11 protein-coding genes are annotated in these 12,578 nt (G+C 71.6%); 4 read left to right on the forward strand and 7 right to left on the reverse strand.

Going from position 1 to position 12,578, the window contains the following annotated elements; genetic code table 11:
• Nucleotides 1-15: 15 nt before the first annotated feature.
• On the reverse strand, nt 16-1,014 hold the full coding sequence (locus ACSNOA_RS20990; RefSeq protein WP_436660733.1) for an aldo/keto reductase: 999 nt from the start codon (nt 1,012-1,014) through the stop codon (nt 16-18).
• A 563-nt stretch (nt 1,015-1,577) separates the two neighbouring features.
• On the opposite strand from ACSNOA_RS20990, the gene ACSNOA_RS20995 reads away from it, so the two are divergent.
• Nucleotides 1,578-2,648: a S66 peptidase family protein gene (locus ACSNOA_RS20995; protein ID WP_436660735.1), complete on the forward strand. Its 1,071-nt coding sequence runs from the start codon at nt 1,578-1,580 to the stop codon at nt 2,646-2,648.
• A 99-nt stretch (nt 2,649-2,747) separates the two neighbouring features.
• Nucleotides 2,748-4,025: a 3-phosphoshikimate 1-carboxyvinyltransferase gene (gene aroA, locus ACSNOA_RS21000; protein ID WP_436660737.1), complete on the forward strand. Its 1,278-nt coding sequence runs from the start codon at nt 2,748-2,750 to the stop codon at nt 4,023-4,025.
• Nucleotides 4,026-4,148: 123 nt separating this feature from the next.
• Here the strand turns inward: aroA and katG are convergent, their stop codons facing one another.
• From katG to ACSNOA_RS21015, 3 genes are all read right to left on the reverse strand, one after another.
• Complete coding sequence (gene katG, locus ACSNOA_RS21005; RefSeq protein WP_436660739.1) at nt 4,149-6,422, reverse strand: catalase/peroxidase HPI; 2,274 nt, start codon at nt 6,420-6,422, stop codon at nt 4,149-4,151.
• The gene (locus tag ACSNOA_RS21010; RefSeq protein ID WP_436660741.1) at nt 6,419-6,874 is read right to left on the reverse strand and encodes a Fur family transcriptional regulator; all 456 of its coding nucleotides are present in this window, start codon (nt 6,872-6,874) and stop codon (nt 6,419-6,421) included. The genes katG and ACSNOA_RS21010 overlap by 4 nt, the downstream gene beginning before the upstream one ends.
• A gap of 157 nt (nt 6,875-7,031) precedes the next feature.
• Complete coding sequence (locus ACSNOA_RS21015; RefSeq protein ID WP_436660743.1) at nt 7,032-8,066, reverse strand: helix-turn-helix transcriptional regulator; 1,035 nt, start codon at nt 8,064-8,066, stop codon at nt 7,032-7,034.
• Nucleotides 8,067-8,157: 91 nt separating this feature from the next.
• On the opposite strand from ACSNOA_RS21015, the gene ACSNOA_RS21020 reads away from it, so the two are divergent.
• Nucleotides 8,158-8,676 carry a VOC family protein gene (locus ACSNOA_RS21020; RefSeq protein WP_436660745.1) on the forward strand — a complete coding sequence of 173 codons (519 nt, stop codon included), beginning with the start codon at nt 8,158-8,160 and terminating at the stop codon, nt 8,674-8,676.
• Nucleotides 8,677-8,826: 150 nt separating this feature from the next.
• Here the strand turns inward: ACSNOA_RS21020 and ACSNOA_RS21025 are convergent, their stop codons facing one another.
• From ACSNOA_RS21025 to ACSNOA_RS21035, 3 genes are all read right to left on the reverse strand, one after another.
• Nucleotides 8,827-10,131 (reverse strand): IPT/TIG domain-containing protein, encoded by a 1,305-nt coding sequence (locus tag ACSNOA_RS21025; RefSeq protein ID WP_436660747.1) that lies wholly within the window; start codon nt 10,129-10,131, stop codon nt 8,827-8,829.
• Nucleotides 10,132-10,342: 211 nt separating this feature from the next.
• The gene (locus ACSNOA_RS21030; protein WP_436660749.1) at nt 10,343-10,822 is read right to left on the reverse strand and encodes a TspO/MBR family protein; all 480 of its coding nucleotides are present in this window, start codon (nt 10,820-10,822) and stop codon (nt 10,343-10,345) included.
• Between the two features lie 119 nt (nt 10,823-10,941).
• Entirely contained in the window at nt 10,942-11,871 is a 930-nt protein-coding gene (locus tag ACSNOA_RS21035) for an NADP-dependent oxidoreductase (RefSeq protein ID WP_436660751.1), read from the reverse strand.
• 98 nt (nt 11,872-11,969) lie between these two features.
• On the opposite strand from ACSNOA_RS21035, the gene ACSNOA_RS21040 reads away from it, so the two are divergent.
• Nucleotides 11,970-12,563, forward strand: coding sequence for a TetR/AcrR family transcriptional regulator (locus tag ACSNOA_RS21040; RefSeq protein ID WP_436660752.1), 594 nt, complete (start codon nt 11,970-11,972; stop codon nt 12,561-12,563).
• Nucleotides 12,564-12,578 lie beyond the last annotated feature (15 nt).

The following is a 12,578-nucleotide window of genomic DNA, read 5'->3' on the forward strand; positions in this document are numbered from 1 at the left end:
TGCCCCGTCTCACGGTCATGCCCGCTCGCTGTCCAGGAACGCCATGTGATCGGCGTCGTAGCGGGTGCCGGCGGCGGCACCGGCGGGGACCACGGCCTCGATCGCTGCCAGGTCCGCGTCGGTCAGCGTGACCGCGGTCGCGCCGAGGGCCTCGGCGAGCCGGTCCCGACGACGGGCGCCCACCAGCGGCACGATGTCGGCGCCGCGGCCCAGCGCCCAGGCGATGGCGATCTGGGCAACCGTGACGCCACGTGCCTCGGCGATCGCCCGCAGTTGCTCGACGAGGGCCAGGTTGCGGTCCAGGTTCTCGCCGTTGAAGCGCGGCAGGTGGGCCCGGAAGTCGTTGGGGGCGGGAGTGCGCTGCGCCGACCAGTGCCCGCTGATCAGGCCCCGGGAGAGCACCCCGTACGCGGTGACGCCCACCCCCAGCTCCCGGGCGGTCGGCAGGATGTCCTTCTCGATGTCCCGGGAGATCAACGAGTACTCGATCTGCAGGTCGGAGATCGGGTGCACCTTGTGCGCCCGGCGCAACGTCTCCGCGTTCACCTCGGAGAGCCCGATGTTGCGGATGTGGCCGGCGGCGACCAGCTCGCTCAGGGTCCCGACCACGTCCTCGACCGGCACATCGGGGCTGATCCGGGACGGCCGGTAGATGTCCACGTAGTCGGTGCCGAGCCGGCGCAGGGTGTATCCGAGGAAGTTCTTGATCGCCTCCGGGCGGTGGTCGTTTCCGATCCAACCGCCCTGGGGGTCGCGCATCGAGCCGAACTTGACGCTGATCACGGCGTCTTCCCGGTTGCGTCCGCGTAGGGCCTCGCGGAGCAGCATCTCGTTGTGCCCCTGCCCGTAGAAGTCGCCCGTGTCGAGCAGGGTCACGCCGGCGTCGAGGGCGGCGTGGATGGTGGCGATGCTCTCGGTGTCGTCGCCGCCGGTGTAGAGGTCTGACATGCCCATCAGGCCGAGTCCGAGCGCGGAAACGGTCGGGCCGGTCGTCCCAAGGGTGCGGGTGTCCATGACTGTCCTCCTCGTTGTGGTGACGAGATTGAGACTACAGCGTCCGGGTAACAGATTCCAAATTCTGTCACCTGACGGCGTCGCCTGGCTCCCTGCGGTCGGCCGGAGCTGGGCGTCCAGCTCGACGGGATCGGCGAGGAGACAAATGGCGTCCCCGGTCGGGCTCGGTCGTGAAGTGGGCCTGGCCCGGTACGGACCCGACGAGGCCGAGCACCTCACGGCCTGGGCCGATCTGGCCCGCTCCTGCGGCTGATGGTGGCCGGGTGAGCGCGTCTGCGTCGTGGTGGAGCGGCCCCAGGAGATCCGGACCGAGCCGGTCCCCGCGACGGTGCACGACCAGATCCGACTGCGACCACGCGGTGTGCGGTACCGCGACGGTTGGCAGCCACTCCTGCGAGCGTGACCTGAGCGGACGCCGACCGGGTCACGGTGTGCACCGAGGCCCGGCCGGCGTCCACCCTCGTCCCGCCACACCGGTCGCTTGTGGACACCCCCGGCATTGATGCAGTCTGATGGATAGCGGGCCGGGAAAGGCCGGTCCGGCACGACGGGGGAGGACTTCGATGCGGGCTTCTGACGAGGGTGTGACGACGGGGCCCGGCGGCACGGCCCTGTCCCGGCGGCGTGTGCTGCACGGGGCAGCGGCGGCGGCCGGTGGCGCGGTGCTGATCGGCGGCGGGAGGTCGGCTCAGGCGGCGCCGCGCGGCGGGCGGGCACCCGTCCGGGCACGGGCCCTGGTTCCCGGCGACCGGGTCCGCGTGGTGTCGCCGGGAAGCACTCCGGACCCCGCTCTCATGGAGCGGGGTATCGCGATCCTGCGTGGCTGGGGACTGGAGGTGGAGCTCGGCGAGCACGTCTACGCCCGATACGGCTACCTGGCCGGCACCGACGCGCAGCGGCTGGCCGACGTGAACGCCGCGTTCGCCGATCCGGGCGTGCGGGCCGTCTTCGCGGCGCGCGGCGGCTACGGCACCCAGCGGATCGTGGACCGGATGAACGTGTCCGCCCTGCGTCGCGACCCGAAGGTGGTGGTCGGGTTCAGCGACATCACCAGCATCCACGGGCGACTGTGGCGCGAGGCCCGCCTCGTCAGCTTCTACGGCCCGATGGTCAACTGGTCGGACAGCCGGACCGGTCCGGAGTCGGCCGAGGCGCTGCGCCGGGCGGTGATGACCACCGCGCCGATCACGATCAACCGGGATCCGGCCGAGACGGCCGCCTCCGTCATGGTGCCGGGTCGGGCGACCGGCCGGCTGCTCGGCGGGTGTCTGACCCTGATCTCGACCTCGCTGGGCGCCGCGGACTCGCCGGACTTCGACGACGCCATCCTGTTCTTCGAGGACGTGGACGAGGCCCCGTACAGCTACGACATGATGTTGACCGAGCTGCGCCGTGTCGGCGTACTGGGCCGGGTCGCCGGGGTGGTTGTCGGCCAGATCACCAACAGCGTCGGCGAGCCCGGCGAGTGGGACGCGGCCGCGGTGCTCAGGGACCGCCTCTACGACCTCGGCGTACCGGTGCTCGGCGGGCTCCGCCTCGGGCACGGCAACGGCCAGCTCACCGTGCCGCTCGGCGCCATGGCCACGATGGACGCCCAGGCCGGAACGCTGACGGTGGAGGCCGGCGTCCGGTAGCCGGACGGGCCTGCCGCCCGCACATGGTCCGGATTCCGGTCGCGCGCCTCCTGACGTCCCGGAGGTTTCTCGGCCAGCAACCTGCGGGAGACTGGTGCCATGCCGTCCGTCGCAGAAGAGCTTCCCGATGTTCTCGCCATCACGCCGATACCGGTCCCACCCACTGTGACGGTGCGGCCACCCGGCTCGAAAAGCATCACCAACCGGGCGCTCTTGTGCGCCGCACTGGCCGCTGGCCACAGCACCCTGTCCGGGGCGCTGTTCGCCGACGACACCAGAGCCATGATCGATGCCGTGTCGGCGCTCGGCGCGGTCGCCGTCGCCGACGAGGCAACGGGCACCGTGGCGGTGACCGGCGTTGATCCGCGCCATCTTTCGGACGCCGCCCTCGTCAATGCACGGCAGTCCGGCACCACATCACGATTCATCCTGCCCGCCGCGGCGCTACGGCCAGGCCGGACCGTCCTCGACGGTAGCGCCCAGCTACGTGCTCGCCCGTTCGGACCGTTGATCGAGGCGCTGCGTCGCTTGGGTGCACAGGTGGAGGAGCTGCGGGAGCCCGGGCTACTGCCGGTCGCGGTGACCGGGCCCCTGCGAGGCGGCCGGGTTCGGCTGCCCGGGCACCTGTCCAGCCAGTTCCTGTCCGGCGTACTCATGGCCGGGCCGCTGATGCACGACGGGCTGCACGTGGAGCTGACCACTCCGTTGGTGTCGGTGCCGTATGTCACGATGACTGCCGCGGTCATGGCGGCGTTCGGGGTGGACGTCGACGGTCTACGGGTCGGGCCGGGCAGATACCGGGCAACCGACTATGTGATCGAACCCGACGCGAGCGCCGCCTCGTACTTCCTCGCGGCGGCCGCCATCACCGGAGGACGGATCACCGTCGACGGCCTGGGCAGCGCCAGCATCCAGGGCGATGTCGCCTTCGCCGATCTCCTGGGCCGCATGGGTGCACGGGTCGAGCGCACCGGCACCCACTTGACGGTCACCGGCAGCGGAACCCTACGGGGCATCGACGTCGACATGGCTGACACCTCGGACACGGCACAGACGCTCGCCGCCGTGGCTGTCTTCGCCGACGCTCCCACCCGGGTACGCGGCATCGGGTTCATCCGCGGCAAGGAAACCGACCGCATCGCCGCCATGGTGACTGAACTGCGTCGGGCCGGCATCGACGCCGTCGAGCACGACGACGGATTCACCATCCACCCCGGCGTCCCGACACCTACCAGGTTCGCGACCTACGACGACCATCGCATGGCCATGAGCCTGTCCTTGCTTGGTCTCCGCAGCGGCGGAATCGAGATCGCCAACCCCGGCTGTGTCGCGAAGACCTACCCCGGGTTCTTCATCGACCTCGCCAAGCTCGGGTGACGACTTCCGCGGTGTCGGACAACTGGCGTCGCCAGCGGTGATGCCCGGTTCCGCACCGAAGTCTGATGGGGCGAGCCCCGGCCGATCCTCGCGGATCGACCGGGGCTCGCCGTTTGAGCTACGTCAGGCGACGTCGAACCGGTCAAGCTCCATGACCTTGGTCCAGGCCGCGACGAAGTCCGTCACGAACTTCTCACGCGCGTCATCGCTGGCGTACACCTCGGAGAGAGCCCGCAGCTGGGAGTTGGAGCCGAAGATGAGGTCGACCGCGGTGGCGGTCCACTTCACCTCGTCGGTGGCCAGGTCCCGGATCTCGTACACGTGCTCCTCGGACTCCGACGCCTTCCACCGGGTGCCCGGGGAGAGCAGGTTGACGAAGAAGTCGTTGGTGAGCACGCCCGGCCGGTCGGTGAGCACGCCGTGCTGCGTACCGCCGACGTTGTTCCCGAGGGAGCGCAGGCCGCCGACGAGGACGGTCATCTCGGGCGCGGTCAGGTTGAGCATGTAGGCGCGGTCGACGAGCAGCACCTCCGGCTGGGTCTTCTCCCCCGGCCGCAGGTAGTTGCGGAACCCGTCGGCGCGCGGCTCGAGGACCCGGAAGGACTCGACGTCGGTCTGCTCCTGGCTGGCGTCGGTGCGGCCCGGCCGGAAGGGCACGGTCACCTCGACGCCGGCGTCACGCGCGGCCTTCTCGACCGCGGCCGACCCGGCCAGCACGATCAGGTCCGCGAGCGAGATCTTCGCACCGCCGGCGGCGTTGAACTCCCGCTGGATGCCCTCGAGGGTCTCCAGCACCGTGGCGAGCTGCTCGGGCTGGTTGACCTCCCAGCTGCGCTGCGGCTCGAGCCGGATCCGCGCGCCGTTGGCGCCGCCGCGCTTGTCGGTGGACCGGTAGCTGGCGGCCGAGGCCCAGGCGGTGGACACGAGCTGGGCGGTCGTGAGGCCGGACTCCAGGACCTTCGCCTTGAGGGCGGCGATGTCGGCGTCACCCACGAGTTCGTGGTCGACGGCCGGCACCGGGTCCTGCCACAGCTGGGGCTCGGCGACCCACGGCCCGAGGAAGCGCTCGACCGGACCCATGTCGCGGTGCAGCAGCTTGTACCAGGCCTTGGCGAACGCGAGCGCGAACTCGTCGGGGTTCTCCAGGAAGCGGCGCGAGATCTTCTCGTACGTCGGGTCGAAGCGCAGCGCCAGGTCGGTCGTGAGCATCGTCGGCTTGTACTTCTTCGACGGGTCGAACGGGTCCGGGATGATCTCCGGGGCGTCCTTGGCGACCCACTGCTTCGCGCCGGCCGGGCTCGTCGTGAGCTCCCACTCGAAGCCGAAGAGGATCTCGAAGAAGCGGTTGCTCCACTGCGTCGGCACGTCGGTCCACGTCACCTCGAGGCCGCTGGTGATCGTGTCCGGGCCCTTGCCGCTGCCGTGGCTGCTCAGCCAACCCAGGCCCTGCGCCTCCAGCGGGGCGCCCTCGGGCTCCGGGCCCACGTGGTTCTCGGCGGGAGCCGCGCCGTGGGTCTTGCCGAAGGTGTGGCCGCCGGCGATGAGGGCGACGGTCTCCTCGTCGTTCATGGCCATCCGGCCGAAGGTCTCCCGGATGAAGTACGCCGCCGCCCGCGGGTCCGCGTTGCCGTTCGGGCCCTCCGGGTTGACATAGATGAGGCCCATCTCGGTCGCGCCGACCTCGGGCGCCATCTCGGCCTCGCCGACGTAGCGCTCGTCACCGAGCCAGGTGTCCTCGGGACCCCAGAAGATCTCCTCGGGCTCCCAGACGTCCTCCCGGCCGAAGCCGAAACCGAAGGTCTTGAAGCCCATCGACTCCAGCGCGACGTTACCGGCCAGCACGAGCAGGTCGGCCCACGAGATCTTCTGGCCGTACTTCTGCTTGACCGGCCACAGCAGGCGGCGGGCCTTGTCGAGGTTGGCGTTGTCCGGCCAGCTGTTGAGCGGGGCGAACCGCTGCGCGCCGTCGCCGGCGCCGCCGCGACCGTCGTGGATGCGGTAGGTGCCCGCCGCATGCCAGCTCATCCGAATCATCAGGCCGCCGTAGTGGCCGAAGTCGGCCGGCCACCAGTCCTGCGAGGTGGTGAGGACCTTGACGATGTCCTGCTTGAGGGCCTCGACGTCGAGCTTCGCGAACTCCTTGGCGTAGCTGAAGTTCTCGCCCAGCGGGTTGCCCTTCGGCGAGTGGGCGTGCAGCACCGACAGGTCGAGCTGGTTGGGCCACCAGTCCCGGTTGGTGCGCGGGCGCCCACCGGTCTTCGGGGTCGGCGAGGGGATCCCCGGGTTCTCGCTCTCGCTGCCCTGCGCGGTCACCGAGTCGTGCGCGACCGGGCAGCCGGCCGCCTCCTTCTTGTCCACACCCTGCGCGCTGGAGGGGGTGTAGTCCTGGTCGCTCATCTACTTCCTTCCGAACTGGCGGATCTCTGGGAGGTGCGGTCGGTCGCACAGTCGGGGCAGGTGCCCCAGTAGACGACCTCCGCCTCGTCGACCACGAACCCGTGGTCGCCGGAGGCGGTGAGACAGGGAGCATGGCCCACCGCGCAGTCGACGTCGGCGATCGCGCCGCAGGAGCGGCAGACGACGTGGTGGTGGTTGTCCCCCACCCGCGTCTCGTATCGCGCGGTCGCACGGGCCGGCTGGATGCGCCGCACGAGGCCGGCGTCGGTGAGTGCCCGGAGCACGTCGTACACCGCCTGGTGGGAGACCGAGGGATGGTCCGCCCGCACGAGCGCGATCACCGTGTCGGTGTCGACGTGGGGATGGTCGCGCAGCGCGGTGAGCACCGCCAACCGGGGCCGTGTCACGCGCAACGAGGCCGCGCGGAGCTGCGCCTCGAAGTCGGACGTCATGCGGTAAACATAGTCCACTCTTTTGGAATTGTTCAAGTTTCGCTCGGGCCGCAACCCGGACACTTCGGCGCAGAGCGGTCGCCTCGACGATAGTGCGGGCACGGACGGAGGCCGACGGCGGGCCTGCGGACTCTCGGGCCGGCGATCGAGGCCGAGGTTACCGGCCCACCCCACCTCGACGGGGCGGTCGCGCCCGTCCGGCGGGCACTCCGGCCTGCTTTGAGCGGGTCCCGGGTCGGCCGTGTCCCGCCGTGGCAGCCCGGAACAGCGCGGCGGTCGATCGGAGGTGGGAGGCCAGTTCCGGCGGATCGCTGACCGCGAACGGCAGACCGATCGACGCGAGCCGGAGCGCGTGCCACTCGGGCGTGTCCGGTGGCGCGAGCCAGCGGCATGTGCCGTCCGGCCGGTCGGTCAGGGTGCCCGGCGGCGGGGCGCCGAGGCGGTCCACCACCTGCGCGGCCGATGCGTGGATCACCACGTCCGCCGCGTACGTCGGGGCCTTCTGCAGGGCCTGGTTCGCGACGAAGGCGGCGACGTCCCCGCCGGGCACCTCCCTCGTGACCGCTCGGGCGCCGGTCGCGGTGGGCTCCGTGACTCGGTCCAGGCGGAAGGTTCGCCAGTCGTCGCGATCGAGGTCGAACGCGAGCAGGTACCAGCGCCGCCCGGCCGGCACCAGGGCGTGCGGCTCGACGTGCCGGCCCTCGTCCCGGTACCGGAACCGCAGCCGCTCGTGGTTGGCGATGGTGGCAGCGGCCTGGACCAGGGCGTCAGGGTCCACGGGTTCCGCGGCCGCCGAGAACGGGTGGGTCACGGTGGAAGAGGCCAGCGTGTCGACCCGGCGACGCAGGCGGGCCGGCAGGACCTGCAGCAGTTTGCGCAGTGCCCGGACCGCCGCCTCGTCCGCACCGGCCACCGCCTGCACCGCCGCCGTACGCAGCCCGATGGCCACGGCGACCGCCTCGTCGTCCTCCAACAGCAGAGGCGGCATCGCCGCGCCCGCCGTCAGCCGGTACCCACCCAGCCCGCCCTGCTCGGCGTGCACCGGGTAGCCCAGCTCGCGCAGCCGGTCGATGTCGCGCCGCACCGTCCGACCCGACACGCCGAGCCGCCGCGCCAGCTCACTCCCCGGCCACAGCCGAGGGGTCTGCAGCAGCGACAGCAGGGACAGAAGCCGGGCGCGCGCGTCGGACACGGCCGCCATCCTGCCGTACGACTAGGACGGGCTCCGACCTATACGGCCCCTACGGTGGGCGCCGACCGCTTCGACAGAGGGAGTTTCGACCATGAGCACCATCGCACCCACCGGTTACACGACCGTCGCGCCGTGGATCGTCACGCCCGACACCGGGCAGTTGCTGGACTTCGTCGCCGTGGTGTTCGACGGCGTCGAGACGGGCCGGGTACGGCTCGAGGACGGGACCATCGGCCACGCCGAGATCCGCGTCGGCGACACCGTCCTGCTCGCCTTCGACCAGCGGCCGGACTGGCCGGCCATGCCGTCTCTGCTACGGGTCTTCGTCACCGACGCCGACGCCGCCACGGAGCGCGCGGTCGCCGCCGGAGCCCGCGTGGTCACCGCGCCGGCCACCCACGCCTTCGGCCAGCGGGGCGGCCGGGTGCGTGACCCGTTCGGCAACATCTGGTGGATCAGCGCGGTGGTCGAGGACGTCGCGCCCGAGGTGGGCATGCGGCGACTCGCCGAACCGCGGTACGCCGAGGCGATGCGTGACGCCCAGGAAACCCTGGACCGGGAGCTGAGCGGCCGCACCGACAGCGTCGTCAGCCGTCCGCTGGTCGGCTGAGCCGTACCGCCCGTTCGCCGCCCCGGGCGGGTCGCCGCACAAGCGTCGTGACCTCGCCGGTTGCCGCCCGGGTGGCGGGAACTTCCCGCCACCCGAGCGACCCGGGCGGCGCCCCGGCATCGACTCCGGGGCACGGCTGGGCTGGGCCGGTCAGACGCGCCGCGGGCGGTGGCGCGCCGCGAGCAGCAGCACCGCACCGCCGAGCAGCATGGTGAGGCCGGCCGCGACGGGCAGGCCCAGCGAGTCGGCGGTGACGGGCAGGATCGCCTGGTAGTCGAACCCGACCTCGTTCGACGTGCCGCCCGGCGTGGTCACCCGGACGCCGGCTCTGCCCGCCGTGCAGGGCGGTGTGCGGAACGTCAACGACCGGCCGTCCGCCGCGACGGTGACCTCACCGGCGGGGATCGTCCGTCCGCAGATCTCCACCGTGGTCCGGCCCTGGACGAACCCGCTGCCCCGGACGGTCACGACGGTGCCGCCGGAGGTCGGCCCCTCCCCCGGCGTCAGGCCGGTCACCTCGACGCCGGCGCCGTCGGCCTGATAGGTGTACGTCAACGCGGGCGTCGAGCCACCGGGCGTGGTGACCACCACCGCCGCCGGGCCCACCGTTCCCGGTGGGGTCACGGCCGTCAGCGACGTCCCGTCGGCGGCCACGACCACGTCGGTCGCGGCCACGCCGTCGAACGTCACCGTCGTGGCGTTCGGCACGAAGCCGGTGCCGGTGATCGTCACCGGCTGGCCACCCGATCGCGGGCCGGAACCCGGCGAGATCGTCGACGCCGTGGGCGACACCACCTGCGGGCTCTGGCAGGACGCTTCCGCGAGGATCACCTGCCCGAGCGAGAACCGCACCGGTTCGGCGCCGTCGAAGCCGGAGACGGAGAGCTGCGCGCGTACGTTGATCCCGATCACGTTGTTCGGCGTGCCGGTGAGCTGGCGGTCCACGACGGCGCGCAACGTGGCGTCGGTCAGGCCGGTGACGGTGACGCCCGTGGTGAACTCCTGTGCCGTGTCACGGATGGTGATCTGCTGACCGAAGACCGCGATGTCCTCGCCGGTGGCCCCGGCGCTGGTGTTTCCGGCGCGGCACTGGGCGGTGACCCCCAAGTCGGAGACGTCCAGCACCTCGACGCCGAGCACGCCCAGCGTGAAGTCGGCGAGCTGGGACGAGGCGGAGGATGTGGTCGGCCCGCGGGTGGCGGTGACCTCCGCGACGGTGCCGGTCGCGGCCACGTTCTCCGGATCGGAGAGGATGACGTCCACCGACGTCTCGTCGTCCGTACCGCCACCGGGCGGGGCGGTCACGCTTCCGAACGTGCCCTGGGCCTGCACCGACTCGTCACCGGGGTCCCCCACCAGGTCGAGGACCACGCCCCGCGCGGCCGCGTCGCCCGGGGCCGCGAGCGCCGGCGATGCCAGCGCCAGACCGGCCACGCCGGCCACCAGTAACCCCACCGATACGACCGACAGTCGTCGCCGGACAGATCCCATTCGCGTTTCCCCCGTTCAGCTCAATCGCGTGTCGGTGCGCGGACCTCGGTCCACGCATCCGAAGGGCGAAACGAGACAGAGGAGCGGCACGCTATGGGCCGAACTACCGACCGCAAGGAAACGAGGACGGTGCGTTACCGGATCGTGGGGTGACCGCGCTCAGAGCCACCGTTCGTCAGCACGGGCAACTGGCACGGTTGAGGCGGACGATGGCCCCGTTGAGCGCGGTGGCGAACACGGTCCACGCGGCGTACGGAGCCAGCGCGACACCGGCGACGCGGTCGGTGCGAGTGGCGAGCCGCAGCACGACGAGGTTGGACGCGTTGAGCGCGGTGATCTCGGCCAGGGCGGCCGCCGGCCTACGGGCGCGGAAGAACAGCGCGGTCCAGCCGGCGTTCAGCGCCAGGTTCAGGGCGTAGGCCCTCGCGAACGCCGCGCGTTCCGCGCCGCTGCTGCGGTCGAGGACGCGGGCGCCGGCCACCGCGATCAGCGCGTACACCGGGGTCCACACCAGGGGAAAGGCCGCCGCCGGCGGCTGCCAGCGAGGCTTACGCAGCCGCTGGTACCAACCGGACGAGGGGTTGGTGGCCACGCTGCCGGCGACGGCCGTCGCCGCGACCGCCGCGCCGGTCCTGACCCAGCTGGGTAGTGGCATGCTGCCCCGATACCCGTGTCACGGATGGTCAACCCGCACGTCTCGCGCCGGCCGGGCTCGGGCCACCGACACACCGTCTTTTGTGCGGTCACCGGCAGAAGGAGAACGGGCCTGGCCAATCAGATGGGTGCCAGGACCAGCTTGCCGCGGACGTGCCCCGACTGGCTGTCGCGATGGGCGGCAGCGGCGTCGGCCAAGGGATAGGTGCGGGCGACGAGGACCGTGATCGCGCCGGCCGCCACCAGCGCCCCCACTTCCGTCAGGATGCCGCTCATGTCGTCGGGCTCGCCGTAAACGAACCGCGCGCCCAGTGACTCCGCCGACGGGTCGGCGAGGCTGATCACCCGATCCGCGTTCCCGGTCAACTCCAGCAAGGCGCGGAGGGAGCCCTGTCCGGCCGCGTCCACAGCGGCGTCCACACCGTGTGCGGCGACGGTGCGGACGCCCGCGGCCAGCCCGGCGCCATAGGCGACGGGAATGACGCCGAGGGAACGCAGGTAGTCGTGATTGTGCGGACTGGCCGTGCCGATCACCGTGAGCCCGCGGTGCCGGGCGATCTGGGCTGCGACGCTCCCCACGCCACCGGCCGCTCCGTCGATCAGGATCGTCTCACCCTCCGACAGGCCGAGTGGGGCGAAGGCGTGGAAGGCCGTGGTGCTGGCCACGGGTAGGGCGGCCGCCACCTCCCAGGACATCGCGGCGGGCTTCGCGGCGAGGGCATCGAGGTTCGCCACCGCCAGCTCCGCGTAGCTCCCGGAGACCGCCTTGCCGAACACCTCGTCTCCGACGGCCAATGCGGTGACACCCGGCCCCAGGTGCTCGACCACGCCCGCCACGTCGACACCGGGAACTGCCGGAAGTCGCAGCGGCATCACGTCCGCCATGGCGCCGCTACGGATCTTCCAGTCGATCGGATTGACACCCGCGGCGCGCACCGCTATCCGGACCTGTCCCGGCCCCGGCTCGGGCACCGCGTGGTCGACCATCCGCAGAACGTCGGCGGTGCCGTACTCGGAGAAGGCGACTGCCCGGCAGCGGCGTTGGTGCATGGTTCCTCACAATTTGGCGTTCATGGACCGGATCCGCTAAACGGTCCGACGGTCCGGTACGATACGGTCCACCGGTCCACATAGGCAAGGAGGGTGCTGTGGCGGAACGCGCCGACGCTGCCCGTAACCGGGCTGCCGTCCTGAACGCCGCGGAAGCGCTGTTCCGGCGGGAGGACCTCGGCCACGTCAGCCTGGAGCGCATCGCCCAGGCCGCCGGCGTCGGCAAGGCCACTGTCATGCGCCGCTTCGGCGATCTCCTGGGGCTGGTCGACGCGCTCATCGCGCCACGCGTCGCCGCCCTGCAGGACCGCGTCCGAGGTGGCGAACCCCCGCTGGGCCCCGGAGGGGATGCGGCTGCGCGCCTCCACGCGTACCTCGACGCCCTGCTGGATTTCGTCCTGGACAACCGGACGCTCATCCGGGCGCTGGAGCACTACGGGCCGTACGCCTACTACGCCAATCCGGCCAGCCAGTTCTGGATCGCCGAACTGACCGATCGCCTCTACGCCGTACGGCCCACCGTCGACGCCGGATACCTCGCCCACGTCGTCTTCACCGCGCTCCGCGCCGACGTCATCGACTATCTCCGCCAGTACCAGCAGATGGACGTCGAACGGATTCGCGCCGGCGTGCACGCCCTCGCCGATCCCCCGGCTGCCGATCGCGACCGACCCAACCCCCGCTCATCGTGAACGAACGAAAGAGGC

The organism is Micromonospora sp. URMC 103 (assembly GCF_051386435.1).
GTDB lineage: Bacteria > Actinomycetota > Actinomycetes > Mycobacteriales > Micromonosporaceae > Micromonospora.